At 37.7% G+C, this 19219-nt stretch carries 12 protein-coding genes and 1 tRNA gene; 9 read left to right on the top strand and 4 right to left on the bottom strand.

What is annotated here, in order from left to right; genetic code table 11:
- Positions 1 to 9 precede the first annotated feature (9 nt).
- Positions 10 to 528, bottom strand: coding sequence for a 30S ribosomal protein S16 (locus ACXAGJ_RS21145; protein WP_474842687.1), 519 nt, complete (start codon positions 526 to 528; stop codon positions 10 to 12).
- Positions 529 to 869: 341 nt separating this feature from the next.
- Between ACXAGJ_RS21145 and ACXAGJ_RS21140 the strand changes: the two genes are divergently transcribed.
- The 3 genes from ACXAGJ_RS21140 to dnaE all read left to right on the top strand — a co-directional run bounded on the left by ACXAGJ_RS21140 (position 870) and on the right by dnaE (position 8069).
- The gene (locus tag ACXAGJ_RS21140; RefSeq protein ID WP_474842685.1) at positions 870 to 1709 is read left to right on the top strand and encodes a DUF6252 domain-containing protein; all 840 of its coding nucleotides are present in this window, start codon (positions 870 to 872) and stop codon (positions 1707 to 1709) included.
- A gap of 473 nt (positions 1710 to 2182) precedes the next feature.
- Positions 2183 to 3487 carry a hypothetical protein gene (locus tag ACXAGJ_RS21135; protein WP_073321195.1) on the top strand — a complete coding sequence of 435 codons (1305 nt, stop codon included), beginning with the start codon at positions 2183 to 2185 and terminating at the stop codon, positions 3485 to 3487.
- A 196-nt stretch (positions 3488 to 3683) separates the two neighbouring features.
- Positions 3684 to 8069, top strand: a complete 4386-nt coding sequence (gene dnaE / locus ACXAGJ_RS21130; protein WP_474842683.1) for a DNA polymerase III subunit alpha — start codon at positions 3684 to 3686, stop codon at positions 8067 to 8069.
- Here dnaE and ACXAGJ_RS21125 read toward each other — a convergent pair.
- Complete coding sequence (locus ACXAGJ_RS21125) at positions 8066 to 8428, bottom strand: hypothetical protein (protein ID WP_474842681.1); 363 nt, start codon at positions 8426 to 8428, stop codon at positions 8066 to 8068. The two genes, dnaE and ACXAGJ_RS21125, sit on opposite strands and share 4 nt — an antisense overlap.
- Before the next feature lie 258 nt (positions 8429 to 8686).
- Here ACXAGJ_RS21125 and trxA point away from each other — a divergent pair, with 258 nt between their 5' ends.
- The 3 genes from trxA (at position 8687) to ACXAGJ_RS21110 (ending at position 10175) form a co-directional block, all read left to right on the top strand.
- Complete coding sequence (gene trxA, locus ACXAGJ_RS21120; protein WP_073321186.1) at positions 8687 to 9004, top strand: thioredoxin; 318 nt, start codon at positions 8687 to 8689, stop codon at positions 9002 to 9004.
- Between the two features lie 81 nt (positions 9005 to 9085).
- Positions 9086 to 10015, top strand: a complete 930-nt coding sequence (locus tag ACXAGJ_RS21115; protein WP_474842679.1) for a DUF58 domain-containing protein — start codon at positions 9086 to 9088, stop codon at positions 10013 to 10015.
- A gap of 86 nt (positions 10016 to 10101) precedes the next feature.
- Positions 10102 to 10175 (top strand) — tRNA-Asp (locus ACXAGJ_RS21110).
- A gap of 158 nt (positions 10176 to 10333) precedes the next feature.
- Here ACXAGJ_RS21110 and ACXAGJ_RS21105 read toward each other — a convergent pair.
- Positions 10334 to 10834, bottom strand: coding sequence for a DUF456 domain-containing protein (locus ACXAGJ_RS21105; protein ID WP_474842677.1), 501 nt, complete (start codon positions 10832 to 10834; stop codon positions 10334 to 10336).
- A gap of 212 nt (positions 10835 to 11046) precedes the next feature.
- Here ACXAGJ_RS21105 and ACXAGJ_RS21100 point away from each other — a divergent pair, with 212 nt between their 5' ends.
- The 3 genes from ACXAGJ_RS21100 to ACXAGJ_RS21090 are packed head-to-tail and all read left to right on the top strand — an operon-like array spanning position 11047 to position 14690.
- Positions 11047 to 11406: a BlaI/MecI/CopY family transcriptional regulator gene (locus ACXAGJ_RS21100; protein WP_474842675.1), complete on the top strand. Its 360-nt coding sequence runs from the start codon at positions 11047 to 11049 to the stop codon at positions 11404 to 11406.
- Between the two features lie 4 nt (positions 11407 to 11410).
- A complete protein-coding gene (locus tag ACXAGJ_RS21095; protein ID WP_474842673.1) occupies positions 11411 to 13474 on the top strand; it encodes a M56 family metallopeptidase in 2064 nt (687 codons plus the stop codon).
- 16 nt (positions 13475 to 13490) lie between these two features.
- Complete coding sequence (locus ACXAGJ_RS21090) at positions 13491 to 14690, top strand: tetratricopeptide repeat protein (protein WP_474842671.1); 1200 nt, start codon at positions 13491 to 13493, stop codon at positions 14688 to 14690.
- 68 nt (positions 14691 to 14758) lie between these two features.
- On the opposite strand, the gene ACXAGJ_RS21085 is transcribed toward ACXAGJ_RS21090, so the two are convergent.
- On the bottom strand, positions 14759 to 19156 hold the full coding sequence (locus ACXAGJ_RS21085) for a CBM96 family carbohydrate-binding protein (protein WP_474842669.1): 4398 nt from the start codon (positions 19154 to 19156) through the stop codon (positions 14759 to 14761).
- Positions 19157 to 19219 lie beyond the last annotated feature (63 nt).

Below are 19219 nucleotides of genomic sequence, written 5' to 3'. Positions count from 1 at the left end.
ATAAAGCAACTATTCTTCTTCGTTGCTAGCTTCTTCGGTTACTTCTGCTGCAGCTTCTTCTGCATTAGCCTCTGCTTCAACTTGAGCAGCCTCGGCCGCACGCTTAGCATTAACTTCTTTTTCAGCTTCTAAAATTTTAGCTTTTGCATCAGCATCAGCTTTAGCAAGTGCATCTTTTTTAGAATTGATACTACCTTCTTTTTCTGCAACCCAAGCCTGGAATTTTTCCTCAGCTTGTTCTTCAGTCAAAGCTCCTTTTCTTACACCACCAAGTAAATGGTTTTTAAGCATCGCTCCTTTGTAAGATAAGATTGCTCTAGCAGTATTGGTTGGTTGCGCTCCATTTTGCAACCACTGTACAGCTCCATCGATATTTAAATCGATACTCGCTGGATTTACGTTTGGATTGTAAGTTCCTAATTTTTCAAGAAATCTACCATCTCTTTTAGCTCGAGCATCTGCTGCTACGATCCAGTAAAAAGGCTTCCCTTTTTTACCATGTCTCTGTAATCTAATTTTAACAGGCATATAAATTAATTTTTGGGTACACGACCCGGTTCATAATTGAGGGCGCAAAGGTAAGTATTTTGAAACAAACAATATACAATTTAGCTATTTATTTGATTTATACTCATCTCCCTCTTCAAAATTCATCAAACCCTATAGCATTAAACTCTCTATAAAGCCACAAGAAAATTCGTATAAACAAAACAATATTTCTTTAAAAAACATCATAATTGTGTATTTCATCGATAAAATGTGCTTTTTTTCGACCAAAAAATTGTTTTACTCAGATTTTCATTATATGTTTGTATGGTAAACACGTGACTATGGTCCTACTGTAGTCTAAATTGCAAAGCCCCAAGCCTATGACTAAAATAACTACTCTATTTTATGTACTTCTATGCCTTTTAATTACGTCTTGTTCTAAAGACATTGTAATTAATGATCCTTCATTACAGGCAGAAATAGAAGGAGAAACATTTAGAACTTCCATAAAGAAGGCCGTTATTTATGATGATGGTACTTTAGTAATTTCTGGTAGTGAAGGTGAAAGAACGATAAGTTTTACCACTTCTTCTACCAAACTTGGAACTTATAAATTAGACCAACAAACTGTAAGCAAGGTTAGCTACAAGAATTATGAAAAAAAATTCATTCCTGTAGATGGAGAGACCGCTGGAGAAGTAATCATTACTGAAATTTACAACAATGAAATTTCTGGTAATTTCTATTTTAAAAATCTTAAGGACGATAACGGTGACATAGTAGACTTCAATCATGGATGGTTCTATAGACTACCTTTAGAATCAGGAAATGTCGACGAAGAGCCAGAAATAGAAATCAACCCTTGTTTATTAAACGCTTCATTGACAGCACTTGTTGATGGTAACGAGATGATCACCGACGATCATACTGCAGATATTTTTGGTGTAAAAGATACCTCTATATTAATAAGAGCCACGAATGAAAATAGTGAAATCGTAATTGTAATGCCCGCAGATACAACTCCAGGAACATATTCATTAACTGGATCTGGTGATTACAGTGCTACTTATGCATGGAGAGGTGATAAATCATCTGCATTGTCAGGAACATTAATAATTAGTGAACATAATATAGATACACAATGTATCAGCGGAAGTTTCGAATTTGAAACCAGAAGCGGTACACAAGTAACTGAAGGTTTCTTTGATTTTGGTTATTAAACTCAATCTCAACTTGACCCGAAAAGCGCTTATCTTGACCATAAGCGCTTTTTATTTTTTATGCCTCCCAAATTACGAATTCGAAAGATCCAAAATTACCACTCACAACTACTCAAACCTTCCGGACTCCCAGTAAAATAAGTTAGCTAGCTAACATTTACCTCTTTCAAGAGCACGAAAAAAAGAGCTGATTTTTGTTAATTAACTCTTAATAAAATGATAAAATTAGCACTTTAACAATCATCCTTGTAAGCTACTTTTTGAGCCCTTATCCCTCATAAACACTCATATTTTTTACTTATTGAAAAAAAATTAACAATAAGTTTCTTCTATTATTTAGTTTTTTTTGGTGTAAGTCCTAATTCTTGTGGTCGTCTCAATTTATATCAAAATCGAATGGTTTTGATTTTGAATCACAAAAACGATTGGCCAGTTGTTTTTCATGAAATATAAACACACAAAAAAAACGAAAAATGAAAAATTTAAAGACCGTATTCTTAAGCCTATTAGTTACTTTTTTAGCTGCGTCTTGTAGTGATGATGATGCAGTGATCCCACCACCAAATCCAGATCCTTCTGAAGCAAGTTTGTTATTAGAAAGTATCAGAGAGGATGGAGGTATCCCCTATGATGCAGATAATCCTGCACTAACCTTTACTGATGCACAGAATGTATTTTTACCAAGTGTATTAGGTATTGACTTTCGTGTAGATCGGTCTGTGGTACCGGCAGGACCTACAGCGCGTTTTCCTATGTTCCGTGGTTGGGAAACTACACCAAACGGACCAAGAGAGTTATATTATGTAATCACTGAAGCTTCAGACAGAGAAATGGCTAGAGACTTGGGAGTAATTTTTGCCCCTAGAATGGCGGCCGCTGTCGGATCCGGAGGAGAGCAAAATGCAACTTTTACAGATGATGGAAGATTGGTATTTGAGGGGTCTGTTGATTTTTCACCAAAACGATCTCTAGTTGCTGGAGGACAAGATGGGTTGTTATTCGGGTTCCCTCCTGCAGAAGTTAACCCTGGTGCTATTGCTGATGCAGCATGGTCTTCATACGTAGTATTACCAAGTGGTATTGTGATTAATGCACAACCTGTAGCAAATAGTACTGGAATTCATGATAGAATCCCTAATCCAGCAGGTAACGAGCAAGAGCAAGAAGATGACTTAAACAATCCTAATTTTGCGCCAGATCAAGCTTCTGTAGTATTGCAATTGTTAGACGGATGGCATGACGGAAGACCATATTACTTCCACATTGTAACAGATACTTCAGATCCTGCTCCAGCAACGATAGAATTAGGGGTTTTTGCGCCAAGATTAGCACAATTACCAACTTTTGGATTGTTCCCAGGAGGATCTATGCTACCATTTAGCCCAACTGCAAATGGAGTATTGCCAGAAGCTAATAACCCAAATGGTTTCCAAGGTTTAAACACAGCTTCTTTAAGTAATCGTCAGCAAAACGATCCTACAAACACATTCCCAATTGACCCTAGCGACGAGAGATACGCTCCAATGTGGGATGCACATATCACCGAATTTACAATTCCGGCAGAAGATCGTCCAATCCTACAAAGTTTTGAGCAAATTAATGATCTTTTGGCAGATGGAACTTTAATTCCTTTCAGAGGAAATATAAACCCAAGCCCACTAGATAACTCATTATCCAACTTACTTACTGCAACAGGAGCTATCATTAACTGTCCGGTTATTACACAACCAGATGCAAGTGTTATCGGAACTCAGATAGGATCACCTCGTAATAATTAATAATAGATATCATTGAAATAGAATTAGCAAAAAATATTTCTTGGAATATCTCAAAGCTTGGCTACAAAATTAGCCAAGCTTTTTTGTTTTTTATTCGGTTAATAATTCTGGATAACTTTTCGAAAATCCAACCTATTATTTTATGTATTTTTGAGAGTTAATTGTTAGGGATACACTTTCTTGTAAAAAAACTTCTATGTATTTAATTTTCGATACCGAAACCACTGGATTACCGAAACGTTGGGACGCACCTATTAGTGACACTGATAACTGGCCCAGATGTATCCAGATCGCGTGGCAGCTACATGACGAGTTGGGAAATTGTATCGAGCATCAGGATTACCTGGTAAAACCAGAAGGGTTTAATATCCCTTATGACGCAGAAAAAATACACGGTATATCTACCGAGCTTGCAGAACAAGACGGAATAACGCTACAAGAAGTTCTAGAAAAATTTAATACCGCTCTTTCGAAGACCAAATTTGTGGTTGGTCAAAATGTTGGATTCGATGTCAATATCATGGGGGCCGAGTTTTACCGACTTGGTGTACCCAATAATCTTCAAGAATTACCGGTATTAGACACTTGTACAGAAACTACAGCTGAACTTTGTAAAATCCCTGGAGGTCGTGGAGGTAAATTTAAACTTCCTACACTTACTGAATTGCATGAACACCTATTTGGTGTAGGTTTTAACGAAGCACATAACGCAACTGCCGATGTAGAAGCCACAACGAGATGTTTTTTGGAACTGATTCGTAAAGAAATCTTTACGATTGAGGAGCTAGATGTGCAACCAGACTATTTTCACAATTTTAAAGAAGTCAATGCGGATCCTATACAATTAATTGGACTTAAACATATTAATCTCAAGAAGGCTTCTCAAAAAATCCGTGAAGAAATTACTGCGCAAGGCACAACTTCACTTTCTCAAGAAGAAATTAATGAAAATATTGCCGCTCTTGATGAAGTTGGTTTTGCACACCTGCATAATCATACTCAATTTTCTGTCCTACAATCAACAACAAGTATTCCCGATTTGGTAAAAGTAGCGGCGCAACATAAGATGAAGGCTGTAGCAATGACAGATCATGCCAATATGATGGGAGCTTTCCACTTTGTTCAAGCAGTATCTAACCATAATAAAAGTGTAAAAACCGCCAATGCCGAAGCTATTGAAAATGGGCAAGAGCCCGAAGGCATAGAAATAAAACCAATTGTTGGCGTTGAATTTTTTGTTTGTGAAAATCACAAAGACAAATCTCGTAAAGACAATGGGTATCAAATTGTGATGCTTGCCAAAAACAAGAATGGATATCATAACTTAGCAAAGATGTCTTCTATTGCCTTCGTAGATGGTTTCTACTACCTACCTAGGATCGACAAAGAAGTTATCAAAGAATATAAAGATGATATCATTGTTCTAACAGGGAATCTATACGGCGAAGTTCCCAGCAAAGTCTTAAACATTGGAGAGAAACAAGCTGAAGAGGCACTACTCTGGTGGCACCAGGAATTTGGAGATGATCTTTATATTGAGATCATGCGCCATAATCAGGAAGACGAAAATAGAGTTAACCAAGTACTTATTGAGTTTGCTAAGAAACATCAAATAAAGACCGTTGCTACCAATAACACCTATTATTGCGAGAAGAAGGATGCTAATGCACATGATATTTTATTGTGTGTAAAAGATGGTGAAAAGCAAGCTACTCCTATTGGTCGTGGTCGAGGATATCGCTATGGATTACCTAATCAGGAATATTATTTCAAATCTCAAGAAGAGATGAAAAACCTCTTCAAAGATTTACCTGAAGCAATTATTAATGTTCAAGAGATTGTTGACAAAATTGAACCTTTTGTGCTTGCTAGAGATGTACTATTACCTGCCTTCGATATTCCCGATGAATTTTTATTTGAAGAAGACAAGTTGGATGGAGGGAAACGTGGAGAGAATAAATATTTAAGACATATCACCTATGAAGGTGCTAAAAAAAGATATGGAGAAATCACCCCCGAGATTGATGAACGTTTGGATTTTGAACTTAAAGTAATTGAAAAAACAGGATATCCTGGATATTTTTTGATTGTTGAAGATTTCATTCGTGCAGCACGTGACATGGACGTATCTGTAGGACCCGGACGAGGATCTGCAGCAGGTTCAGCAGTCGCTTACTGTTTATGGATCACAAATCTGGATCCGATCAAGTACGACTTACTTTTTGAGCGTTTCCTAAATCCGGATCGTGTAAGTATGCCCGATATTGATATCGATTTTGATGATGAAGGACGAGGACGAGTAATGGATTACGTAATCGAAAAATATGGAGCTAATCAGGTAGCACAGATTATTACCTATGGTACCATGGCTGCCAAATCTTCTATACGGGATACTGCCAGGGTACTGGATCTTCCATTAGGTGACGCAGATCGCATTGCCAAGTTGATCCCAAACATGTCAAAACTGGGTAAAATTTTTGGTGTTGACGAAGCTACATTAAAGAAAAAATTCAGAAGTGACGAATTAGAAAAAGTAAACGAATTACTTAACATCGCAGAAGGTAGTGATCTCGAAGCAGAAACTTTGAACCAAGCACGAGTTCTGGAAGGATCTGTTCGTAACACTGGAATTCATGCCTGTGGGGTAATTATTACTCCCGATGATATTACCAAATTCGTTCCTGTGGCTTTGGCCAAGGATTCTGATATGTACTGTACGCAATTCGACAACTCGGTGGTAGAAAGTGCAGGACTACTAAAAATGGATTTCTTAGGTCTTAAAACTTTGACCTTGATCAAGGATACCGTCAAAATTGTGAAGGCTAAACATGGTGTCGAGTTGGACCCAGAGAATTTTCCCTTGGATGACGAAGAGACCTATGCACTTTTCCAGCGTGGTGAAACAGTAGGGATATTCCAATATGAATCCCCTGGGATGCAAAAATATTTGAAAGAGCTAAAACCAACGGTATTTGCGGATCTCATCGCCATGAACGCACTGTACCGCCCGGGTCCACTAGAATACATCCCTAGTTTTATTAATAGGAAACACGGGACCGAAGAAATCATTTATGACCTCGAAGCCTGTGAAGAGTATCTACAAGAAACCTACGGAATCACAGTATATCAGGAGCAGGTGATGCTACTTTCTCAAAAGTTAGCAGATTTTACCAAAGGTGAAGCCGATGTATTGCGTAAAGCGATGGGTAAAAAACAAAAGGCGGTACTTGACAAAATGAAACCCAAATTCATTCAACAAGCAGCCGCAAAAGGGCATCCTGAAGACAGACTCGAGAAAATCTGGAAAGACTGGGAAGCTTTTGCTGCATACGCGTTCAACAAATCTCACTCTACTTGTTATGCATGGATCGCATACCAGACAGCATACCTCAAAGCACACTATCCTGCAGAGTATATGGCAGCAGTACTATCCAATAACATGAACGATATTAAGCAGGTCACTTTCTTTATGGAAGAGTGTAAACGAATGAAACTAGATGTACTGGGGCCAGATGTTAATGAATCCTATCGTAAGTTTTCTGTAAACAAAGACGGAGCGGTTCGCTTTGGTATGGGAGCGATCAAAGGAGTAGGAACAGGTGCAGTAGCTACCATAGTAGAAAATCGTAAAGAAGACGGTCCTTACAGATCAATTTTTGATCTCGCTAAACGTATCGACCTTAGAGCAGCCAATAAAAAAGCTTTTGAAAGTTTGGCACTGGCAGGAGGGTTTGATTCATTTTCTGACACGCATAGAGGGCAATATTTCCATGAAGAAGGAGATGGGATTACCTTTCTCGAAAAAGCGATGAAATACGGATCCAAATACCAGGAAAGTGAAAATTCCTCGCAGGTAAGTTTATTTGGAGAATCCAGTGAAGTGCAAATCCCAGAACCTATAGTTCCACCTTGCGAAGAATGGGGGACCATGGAGAAATTGGCACGAGAGAAAGAAGTAGTAGGGATTTATTTATCTGGGCATCCGCTAGATGATTTCAAATATGAAATGAAATATTTCTGCAATGCCACGCTATTAAATTTTGCAGATTTAGAAAGCAATGTAAATCGAGAACTTTCTTTTGGTGGAGTAATCACCAATGTAGAACATCGTACTTCAAAAAACGGTAAAGGATGGGCTACGTTTACCATTGAGGATTATAACACTGCACACGAATTCAGAATATTTGGCGAAGAATATTTAAAACATCGACCCTTTTTGGTAAAGAGCACATTTGTATACTCCAAAGCATTTATAAAAGAAGGATGGGTAAACCGAGATACTGGAAAAAAAGGAGATCCCAGAATTCAATTCAATAGCTTTCAGCTGTTACATGATGTAATGGAAAGTTATGCCAGAAAGCTAACAATCCAGCTAGATATCAACGAATTGTCAGATGGTAGAATCGATCAATTAAAAGAGTTGTTTACCGAACATTCTGGTAGTCATACACTCAACTTTGTAATTTACGAAATGGCTGAACAATTAAAATTGCATATGCCAAGTCGAAAACAGAAGGTGAATATTTCGCAGGAATTGTTGCGGGCTTTAGAAAATGAATCGGTATATTATAAGTTGAATTAATCAAAAAAACTCAGCGCCCAATTTTCCGCTTCATCCAGTTCATTAAAGAAAGTAAACGCTTCATTCCATAAAGGTTGTTCCTGCATGGCTCGTTTGATCTCTTCTGGATTCTTGGAAACTATCGCAAAACCAATCATATTCTTTAGTATCCTACCTTTATATACTGCAAGATCAATATCATGCGGATATTTGCGGTGGGTAATAAAAATAAAATTTCGCTCTTGGTAATATGATGCCAACAGATCGGTAATCTCTGCAGCTGTTTCGATGGTTATGGCAGATCCCTGGTGCATGACTAAAATCGCATGTGTTTGTTTGAACACCAGATTGCAATATGGTAATTGGATTTCTTTGGGCATGTTAGTTAATCTGATATAAAGATACCGTTATTTTTTTTCTTTCTTCCCGACATATTTCAAAACATGATTTTGAGGTAATTATTTTTTTTAATTGTAAATTACAGTATATTCCCTCATTAGGCAGAATATGATTTTGTATCAGAAAAACAAATGCCTCTATAGGCAAAACAAATATTACGTTTGTAAGCTTTGGCAGAATTATTGACTAATTTTGTGAATAATTAAAGTAAATAGAAATTTTTAAAACAATAAATAACTATGGCACTAGAAATAACAGACGCTACTTTTGATGAAGTAGTACTTAAAAGTGACAAACCGGTATTGGTTGATTTTTGGGCAGCGTGGTGTGGTCCATGTAGAATGGTAGGTCCTATCATCGAGCAAATTAGTGACGAATACGAAGGAAAAGCAGTAGTAGGAAAAGTTGATGTTGATGCGAATCAGGAATTTGCTGCTAAGTACGGAGTAAGAAACATCCCTACAGTGTTAGTTTTCCAAAACGGAGAGGTTGTTGGACGTCAAGTAGGAGTATCTCCAAAAAATGTATATGCTGACGCATTAGATTCTTTATTGTAACAGCATACTTAATAAAAAAAAGCAAAAGGTTTGACGAATTGTCAAACCTTTTTTATTTTCACAAAAATCAATATGCTTCGAATGGATATCCAGAAAGAAATCAACAAAACAGGAGGTTTTACTAATCTCGAATTACTTGCCAAACAAGTAGTAGAGGGTTTTATTTCTGGCATGCACAAAAGCCCGTTTCATGGGTTTTCTGCAGAATTTGCAGAACACAAAGTGTACAACAACGGCGAAAGCACCAAGCATATCGATTGGAAACTTTTTGCCAAAACGGACAAACTTTTCACCAAACGTTATGAAGAAGAAACCAATTTGCGATGCCACATCATTTTGGACAACTCCTCTTCTATGCATTATCCTAAAATCAATGAGCATAGTATAAACTCTTTAAACAAAATTAGTTTTTCGGTTTTGGCTGCTGCTTGCCTGATGAATATCCTGAAAAAACAACGTGACGCTATTGGATTGAGTATTTATAGTGATGAATATGATTATTATGCACCAGAAAAAGGAAGTGAAAGACATCATCAAATGCTCTTAAATCAGTTAAATCAGACCATCACTCACCCACCCGTTGAGAAAAACACAGACACTTTTCGATTTTTACATCAAATAGCCGAAAAGATTCACCGAAGGTCTATGATTTTTTTGTTTACGGATATGCTTCAAGCCTCTTCCAGCCCAGAAAAGCTATTTGAAGCGCTAAGACATTTGAAATACAATAAACACGAGGTCATTCTATTTCATACTATCGACAGCGAGAAAGAAATTAATTTTGACTTTAACAATAACCCTACTCGATTTGTCGATGTAGAAACCGGAGAATTTATCAATCTCTATGCAGATAATATCAAAGAGAATTATAAAGACGCAGTATCCTCTTATTTTTATGATCTCAAAATGAAATGTGCTCAATACGACATTAAATATGTTTTGGCAGATACCACAAAAGATTTCAATAAAATACTTACAACATACTTGGTTGAAAGACAGAAATTTGCTTAATCTATTTTTATGAAAGCAAAAAAAAACTAAAAAAACATTTGCGGGTAATAAAATGAGGTGTATATTTGCATCCGCAATAAGGCACTGGTCTGGTAGTTCAGTTGGTTAGAATACCTGCCTGTCACGCAGGGGGTCGCGGGTTCGAGTCCCGTCCAGACCGCAAAATTGTAAAAGCTTCAATCCCTATTGAAGCTTTTTTTAGCAATTAAAAATGTTGTGTTGTCTCACGCTTGTCGTGAGTGGTTTAGTAGTAAACCAATGAGAAGCTTTTCCATTTAAACTTGGAGAGGCTTTTTTTAATTCTACACGATATATTTTCTAGAAAAAATTAGACCAATGATCCCAAACCTGTTGGATAAATAGTACAAGAAAGGCAACGGCTACTATAAATTTGATAAACGTACCAGTCAAAAAGCCGATAAACGACCCAAACGCTGCTTTTAGCGCTTTTGAGGTTTCAGAACTATCTCTTATAAACTCACCTAAAAAAGCTCCCGCAAAAGGTCCTATAATGATTCCAAAAGGTCCTAAGAACAGAATCCCAACGATAAGCCCCAAAGAACTGCCAATCATCCCGTATTTGGTGCCCCCAAACTTCTTGGTCCCCAAGGCAGGTACAATATAATCCAGTATCCACACCAAAATAGCAACCCCAAGGGTAATGCCCAAAAAGGTCCAGTTTTGCGGAATGGCATCCGAGAAACTAAGCGTAAGCAACCCAATCCACGAAGTAAATGGACCTGGTAATACCGGTAGAAAGCTACCGATTAGCCCCAATAAACAAAGAAGAAAGCCAATTATTAATAAGGCAATATCCATATCTGTCTTTTTACCTATTTGACGACAACTGCATCAGTTTGTTACATTTTTTTAACTAAAAAATTAGTTTAAACTAAAAATTTAGTTATATTTGTTCCAAACGTTCTCAACAATTTTTAGATTTTATGAAATGAGCCTGATCATTAAACTAATTCTCAGCAAGAATGATTAGTGGCGATTTCCATGTGACTTCTAAAACAATTTTAAAACACATGAAACAACTCACAAAAGCAGAAGAAGAAGTAATGCAACTATTGTGGCAACTGGAAGAAGCCAATGTAGCCACCATTATAGAACAGATGCCGGAACCTAAACCAGCTTACAATACGATCTCTACTATCGTTAGAATTCTCGAAAACAAGTCCTTTGTATCCCATCGAAAAAAAGGTAAAGGATATATCTACTTCCCTTTGGTAATGAAAGAGGATTATAGCGATCAATCTCTCAAAAAACTAATGAACAACTATTTCAATGGGTCTTTTAAAAATATGGTATCATTTTTTGTAAAAAAGAACGATATGGATATCAAAGATCTAGAGAAGATTTTGAATGAATTTGACCATAAAAAATGAAACCATGCTTCACTATATTTTACAAATCTTAGCTTTTCAAACCCTTTTCCTTCTCATTTATGACCTTTTTCATAAAGAAGATACATTTTTCAACTGGAATCGGTTTTACCTGCTCTTCACTCCGATACTTTCTTTGGTATTGCCTTTTATCAAATTAGAGATATTTCGCAATCAACCCTCTCAGGTAGTGGTCACTCAGGTAGAAGAAGTAATTACCTTATCTTCTGATAGCTTAGTCATTTTGGGTACCACAGGGCCTGAAGAAAATCCGATAAACTGGTGGGCACTTACCTACTTTATTGGTTTTGGTATCAGCCTGCTTATACTCGCTTTCAAATTATATAAACTTAAGGTTCTTACTAGTTTTTCTTTCATCTCGAATATTAGCAATAAAAAAGTAATTACACTTCCTAATAGCAACCAAGCATTTTCATTTTGGAACACTATATATATAGGGGATCAATTGCACGATCAAGAAAAGAAGCAAATTTTGATTCATGAACTGATACACGTAGAACAGAAACATTCTTTGGATCAAATTTGGTTTGAGATTTTGAAAACTTTCTTTTGGTGGAATCCTTTGGTCTATATCTATCAATCCAGAATGACCGTATTACACGAATACATCGCTGATGAAGCTGTTACCAAAATGATCAATAAAAGAAGTTACATAGACCAATTGCTTAATTCGGTTTTCCAAACACAGGAAATCTCATTTGTGAATCAGTTTTTTAATCATTCATTAATTAAAAAAAGAATCCTCATGCTACAAAAACCTAAATCCAAATCCGTAATGAAATTTAAGTACCTTTTATTAGTCCCATCTATTGTTGGAATATTGACGTATACCTCTTGCAAAGCAGAAGGTAGTGATACTAATAGCATCGAAAACACAGATAATCCGAACTATGTTGGATTATTATCTATCAACGAGCCTGAATGCCCGAATAAGAATTCAGAGTACGATAAAGAGTTGGATAACTACTTAAAACTAACTTCTGGAGACAATGAAGAAGTGATTATCGATATAATATCACAAGAGACTTCAAAGAAGATACGAACCGTTCATCTTACTCGAAACCAAACGTATCGCGCACAAAACATTCCTGAAGGAGTCTACCAATTACAGCTATTATATGGGGATGGTTATGCTGAAAAGACAGTTGATGATGAGTGCGTTAGTTATTTTGAAAAGCCAAAAGCCAAGGAATTAAGTCATCAAACGCTAGATTTTAATGCTGTTATAACTCCTAATAACCAACGGAATATTCCTTCATACTCTATGGATGTATATTTGAAAGATCCTCAATCGCCAGAACAAAATTTAATGGCCAAAGTACAAGATACCGTAAAAAAAGATATTCCATTCGCAGCACTAGATAAAGTCCCTTCTTTTGAATCCTGTCAAGAATTCACAAACAATAGTGAAATCAAAAAATGTGTATCACAAAAAATTCAAAAAATTGTGGCTACCAATTTTAAAACCGAAGTCCTGGCAAAAAAAGGATTAGTTGGGACTGTAAAAATGTATGTACGGTTCAAAATAGATACCACTGGGAACATTGTAGATATTAAAGCCCGTGGCCCGCTACCCGAGGCAGAAGCGGAAGCCAAAAGAGCAATCACCAAAATCCCACAAATGATCCCTGGCGAGCAGAACGGGAAAAAAGTAAATGTACTGTACTCTTTACCCATAGTTGCCATGATTAAAGAAACAGGGGTAAAAATGGAAAAAGAAAAGCAGGAAGCCAGAGCAGCTAGTCTTGCGAGTATGACTGACGCACAAGTACTAACGGAGAATTTAGGCGATTATAATGAACATGATATAAAAGCGGGATATTATTTGGTTACCAGTATTTTTAAGAGTCCATCTTATTTTGAGAAAGGTTTAAACAATCTAAAAAAAATAGGGCTTCCCGCAAAGGGATTTAAAAACCCAAAAGATGGATACTATTATGCTTACCTTGAGAGGTATGATTCTCTAGAAAAGGCAAAAGAAATGCTATTCAACAATTTTAATGATCAATATTTTGGAGATACTTATATCTTAAAAATAATTACCGAATAAATAGACGCTGTAACCTATGGATAACAAAATTGCATCACTTTTCCTTTTTGTTCTTTTTGCTGGAATTGCCAAACATGTTGCTCAAGACTCTGTAAAGGTTGCGGATAGCCTCTACACCATTGGAGACTACTCTTCAGCGATAAAAACCTATACAGACATTACGCCCAAAAGTGATCATATATTGGCTCAAATGGCTCGATCACATAAGGCAAAAGGCACTTATGATGATGCCCTGGTATTTTACCAACAAGCTATCGAAACTAATCCTAAAGCATTGATTGTAAAAATGGAATACGGTAAATTATTGATGACCACCAAAAATTTTCAAAAAGCGAACGGCATTTTTGAAGGATTGGTGGCCAAACATCCCCAAAATCCAGATTTTCAATATCAATTGGGGCTCACCAAAGAAACGCTAAAGGATAGTGCAGCGATCTATCACTACAAAAAGGCATTTGATCTTGACCAATCGCACCAAAAAAGTTGCTATAAAGTAGCCAAGCACTTTTTGGTACGCAGAGAATTTGATAGTGTAGTAAAATATGCCCAAACAGGATTGTCTTACTACAAAAACAATGTAGAATTGATCAGCATCCTCGGGCAGAACTATTATAAAATGGAAAGATTTGACAAAGCTATTCCCTACTTCTTACAACTGGTTGAGCTTAATTATGTTAATGAGTTCATTTATCGCTACCTGGCAACATCATATTACAAAGAGTATGAATATGAAGAGGCCTTACAGTATTATAAATTATTGCTTAACTACGATGATGAAAACCCAAGGTTGTACAACACGCTTGCCGAGGTAAGTAGTAAACTAAAAAACTATAAAGATGCAGAAAAATACTACCTCACTGCTATAGAGCTACTTGATTATAATCTGGATGGGGAATATTATAAGCTAGCAATGACCTACAGATTTCAAGAAAAATGGGAAGATGCCATGGCTTATATGAAAAAAGCAATAAAAGAAAACCCTGGTAATATTAATGCACAGTATGAACTGGCCGCTTTTGCTGATGCATATTACAAGGATCCTGAAATCAAGCTTTCCTACTACAACAAATACTTAGATAAATTTGGAGAGAAAGAGGATCCCACAGATAAACCCACTAAGATGGCCTTTAAACGTTTTATTCAGGAAAGAGTACAAAAAAGAATACGTCAGTTAGAGCAGGAAATAGCTACAGATAGTCTTGGGGCAAAAAAGTAATTCTTGTTTTACAAAAAGAAAAGGGTCGCTTAAAACAGCGACCCTTTTTTATAACATGATGTTTTGGATTATTGCTTGATTATTTTTTGTGTTGAAATAACCGTATTGGATTTATGTTGTTCCAAAACATTCAAAATATAATATCCCGAAGGTAGATCACTAACATCAATGGTATTGTAACCATCTTTGATCACCATTTCCTTCTGCAAAATACCGATAGAATTAAATATCTTAACTCTAGCGCCTTCCGCTGCTCCCGAAACCTGAATCATATTGGTCATTGGGTTAGGATAGGTTTTGATATTGCTATTATCTGCCTCAATTCCTCTCTGTGCTACATTAGGCGAAGAAGAATAGGTAAGGATCAATTCTGGTTGTGCGATGTTTTGATTCTCTTTTGAACCAAATGCAAAATCATTACCAGAGGTCATGTTCAATACCAAAGAAATTTGATCTCCGGTTATTGCTGCTGGATCCAGATCTATGGTCTTCTCATTCCCTAATCCAAAAGTAGTGTTCAAACTACCTAGCAAAGCTCCTGTAGCAGGTTTATTCGCATTAGACAAGTTAGTTTCGGTCCATGTATCAGAAGCTCCTTTATGGATGGTAAGGTTTCCGTTTCCTGGATCCGAAACCACTGTAAATTTCAGTTTCGCGTCGATTACCGTTCCGCTAATAGAAGACAGATCGAACATGAGGTATCCTGTTCTGCTGTTTTGCTCAATTCTAACGATAACCTCGTTGTAATTGCTTGCCCCTTGAAGATACGCGTCATGAACTGGCGATAGTGTAGTCGTTTGTTCTACCGGCTCTATTTTTGAAGCCTCAACCTTATCTACATTAAACAAATAACCTGCACCACCTCGATAGGCTAATTTTAAGGTCTTGTCTCCTGCAGATAACGAAACGTTTACCGAATACTTTTGGTAATTATGCCACTGTCCGTTTACAGGAATCGCAACGCTACCTATAACACTATTACCTTCAACGATATCAATTGTTCCTCCTGCACCTGAACTAGATCCGTAGAAATCAAAGGTATATTCTCCTGCAGAAGCTACAGTAACTGCATACTCTGTATAATCTCCATCGTTAATAAACCCTAGGTTTTGGCCCGAAGTACCAGGAGTACTCTCGATACGTACACTTCCTGACTTGGTTGCAAAGCCTTCTGCTTCAAAACTACCAGGTATATTGATTGCTGGTGGCGGTGGTGGAGGCGTATTATCCTCTACAGTAATATCTACAGCTCCAGAAGTAGCAGTAGCTCCTTGATTATCGGTAGCTTTTGCTGTTACTGTATAGTTCCCTGGTGCAGCAATTGTTGTAGTTGTATCGTATGGAGCCTGGTTCTCTGTTGCTACCAAGTTCCCGTTTAAGAAAAATTCTACTTTTGCAATGGTACCATCACTATCTGAAGCCTCTGCGGTTAATGGTATAGTAGCTCCGGTTTGATATGTACCTCCATTTGCCGGAGAAGAAAGATTAACCTGTGGAGCAGTGTTATTTCCACCACAATCTACTAACACCTCAGCCGGTCCAGTTCCTGTAGGTTTGGTATACACTTTCGAAAGTACAAACTTATCCAGTTCAAATCCGTCTTCTCTCATCGAAAAAGATATGGTGTGCACCCCTGCTGTAGGCACATTAATGAAGATCTTTTCTGGCTCTCCACAGTGATTTGCACTGGTACGTTGCTTGCTCTCCCAAGTCCACTGGTTTTTACCAGAACACCATTGCATTCTTTGTCCAGAAGCTGGCCAGGTTCCATCGATACCAACGTGTACTCCATTATCCTCAGATCCGGTAGAATGTGCTCGCACCCATACAAAGTATTTTCCTGGGTTTGTAAATTTTACCTTGTAGTTAATAATCGCTACTTGTCCAGGTGTGTTTGAGAAGCTTACTCCATTTTCCAAAGGATCCGAATGTGTAACTCTGGTATCTGGTAAAATCTCTAAGTACCCACCTTCACTAGCTCCGCTAGCATGATTTGGATCTGGGTCTGGTGTTGGTGTTCCTGTAGTACTGGCATCAAAAGCATACCATTCTCTATTGGCAGTTTTGGTCTGGTCTACAAAATGCTCTGCTTCTACAGCTACTACTCCATTTTCTTCCAAAGCCACACAATCACCGCCAGAGCCATCTCCGCCGTCTCCACCGCCATCGTTACACTCAAGCTCAAGGATTAACTTTGGAGCAACACTCCCTTCTTTTGACGAAAAAGAAACATCATTCCCTCCAGTTTGTTTTACAATAAGAGAAATGGTTTCTCCGGGAGTCACTCCTGATAGTGTCCATTGATAAGATTGACTCACTCCATAGCTAGTATTCAATGATCCTAATTTAGCTCCTTCTCCCGGCTTATTGCTGTTAGAAAGATTGGCCTCTGTCCAGTTGTTTGAAGTTCCTTTAAATACTTCAATTAATCCACTTCCACTATCTGAAGACACTGCTAATTCTAACTTCACTGCAGTAACCGTCTCTGTAGCCGAAGGCACGGTAAACTTAAGATATGAAATCCTGTTACCACTCTCTACACGAAGGTCTCCGTTGTTAAAACGAGTGGTTCCTTGTAAATATGCATCATCTGAAGCAATAGCTACTTTGGTATTATCACATCCTCCGCCGTTTCCGTTTCCATCTTTGCTAGTGATTAAAGCCACCCAGTCATTATTATCTGGAGCTACCAAATTACCACCTAAGGTTGTTTTAGCAGTAAGATTTCCACCAGCTCTTGGATTGTACCATTGTACATCATACTTATTGTTCCCTGCAGGTAGACTTAGTCCAGTAGATCCTCCATTCGGACGATATACAGCGTATACATTTCCTGCTTTGGCCAATACATAATCATTATTGTCTGAAGTAACACCATCTGCACTTACCATATCAACCATGGTGCTTTGCAAATGATCATTAAAGAATTTCAAGGCATAACCACCTTCTTTGTATTTCTTACCTCTTTTTCTGTGATCATTACCATTGATATCACCATCGTCGTTGGTATATCCGCTATAGTATTCTACTCCGGTTCCTCCGGCCATTAGGGTTCCCCAAAGCACTCTATGTCTTACTTCTTTGTCAGATATTCTAACTCCTGTAGAAGCAGGACCTTGTTCATCATTGGCTACCACCCACTTTTTACCTGCATTTCTTGATTTCTCTAACCATCTTTTTACATCATTATGTACATTGTTTTTTCCGGTTTGTATCGATGCTCCGGTTAGTTCAGAATTGTTTCCTAATAGTGGATTGTAACGCTGGTCTTGCTGGTTTGGATAAGTATGTATCACGATATTGTGATCATAAGGATCTACATTTTTGATATATGCTGCCGTAGCTTTGGCCACATTATCTGTTAATGTAGTCTCCTCAGTCAAATTCCAGTTCAATGCCAAGTGGTGCGCAAAACGTGCAATAAGTTCTCTGTAGTATAACTTTCGTTCTCTCCCAAAGTTATTTCCATCCATTTTATTGTCGTTCTCGGTCTCCATGGTTTTAAAATGCAGGTAAACTCCCTTTTTATCTGCATACTCCATGATCTTTTCCCACTGATCCGTTTTTGAAACATCAAAACGATCGTGATGTACTTTGTTCCACTGTTGACCTCTGGAGGTATTTCCATATTCCTGCTCGGACACTTTTAGCACATGAGGAAAAACTGCTCCTCCGTCACCATCGGTGTTCCAGGTCAAGAAAGACATCACATTGGCTCCTTCGCCAGAAAGGTAATTGATCACCCCTAGCATTTCGGTTCCTTTGCCATTACCCCAGGTATATGCGCTTGCATCTGCTGCTACATAATCCCTTTGGTGAGGCTGCCAGGTTTTGCTTCCTATCTTATTCAAATTGTTATTAAAACTTGGCGTAGCATCAAAATCCACATAGTTCAATGCGTTTTCTGGAGAATCCGCTCCTGCCTTTACAAACCAAGGTCCGTTTGGATTTGCCGGGTTAGTTCCCACGTGCTTTAAATAGTGTTGTCCTACATATTTAAGTCTTCCAAGTTCTTTACTTCTGAAATCTCTTTCAGACTTATCAGATTCTGCCACATTGAAAGATCCGGTAGCACCGTTCATAAAGCCTGCTCCAGAACCTCCGCCGTTGATAGCAACGTTGGATCCCTGTTTGAAAGACACCGACCAGTTCCAGGCCCCTGTTTGATCTGGCGCAAAATGTACTCTCCATTTATTTCCCGAAGCACAGCCATTATTTGCTGCATTCCCACAAGCAGCAAAATAACCAGGAACTTTGTAACTACGGTTACTCGCCTGATGTGTAAAGGTTACTTCCAGATTATAATCTGAAAATGGATTCGGGTTGGCCGTTTCTGAGGTGTTTGGCCCATTAAATGTCAAGGTAACTTTGTGCCACCTTTTTAATTCTCCTTCTGGGGTTTGGGCTTGTGCCAATAACCCCAAAACGAAAAATGCAATTAAGCAATTAAGTTTAGTAAGTTTCATAATTAAATTGATTCTAGTTAAACGTATTATTTGTTTGTAATTAATTTAATGACTCTCGTCATC

It is taken from the genome of Aquimarina sp. AWH4_224, from assembly GCF_056160245.1.
The sequence above is the reverse complement of the archived record's forward strand: the minus strand, read 5'-3'. Positions and strand labels throughout refer to the sequence as shown.

Coding starts and splice junctions, on each gene's coding strand:
- ACXAGJ_RS21100 (WP_474842675.1), top strand. CDS start 11,047: ATGAAACAACTCACAAAAGCAGAAGAAGAAGTAATGCAACTATTGTGG.
- ACXAGJ_RS21125 (WP_474842681.1), bottom strand. CDS start 8,428: ATGCCCAAAGAAATCCAATTACCATATTGCAATCTGGTGTTCAAACAA.
- trxA (WP_073321186.1), top strand. CDS start 8,687: ATGGCACTAGAAATAACAGACGCTACTTTTGATGAAGTAGTACTTAAA.
- ACXAGJ_RS21135 (WP_073321195.1), top strand. CDS start 2,183: ATGAAAAATTTAAAGACCGTATTCTTAAGCCTATTAGTTACTTTTTTA.
- ACXAGJ_RS21085 (WP_474842669.1), bottom strand. CDS start 19,156: ATGAAACTTACTAAACTTAATTGCTTAATTGCATTTTTCGTTTTGGGG.
- ACXAGJ_RS21090 (WP_474842671.1), top strand. CDS start 13,491: ATGGATAACAAAATTGCATCACTTTTCCTTTTTGTTCTTTTTGCTGGA.
- ACXAGJ_RS21095 (WP_474842673.1), top strand. CDS start 11,411: ATGCTTCACTATATTTTACAAATCTTAGCTTTTCAAACCCTTTTCCTT.
- ACXAGJ_RS21115 (WP_474842679.1), top strand. CDS start 9,086: ATGGATATCCAGAAAGAAATCAACAAAACAGGAGGTTTTACTAATCTC.
- ACXAGJ_RS21140 (WP_474842685.1), top strand. CDS start 870: ATGACTAAAATAACTACTCTATTTTATGTACTTCTATGCCTTTTAATT.
- ACXAGJ_RS21145 (WP_474842687.1), bottom strand. CDS start 528: ATGCCTGTTAAAATTAGATTACAGAGACATGGTAAAAAAGGGAAGCCT.
- ACXAGJ_RS21105 (WP_474842677.1), bottom strand. CDS start 10,834: ATGGATATTGCCTTATTAATAATTGGCTTTCTTCTTTGTTTATTGGGG.
- dnaE (WP_474842683.1), top strand. CDS start 3,684: ATGTATTTAATTTTCGATACCGAAACCACTGGATTACCGAAACGTTGG.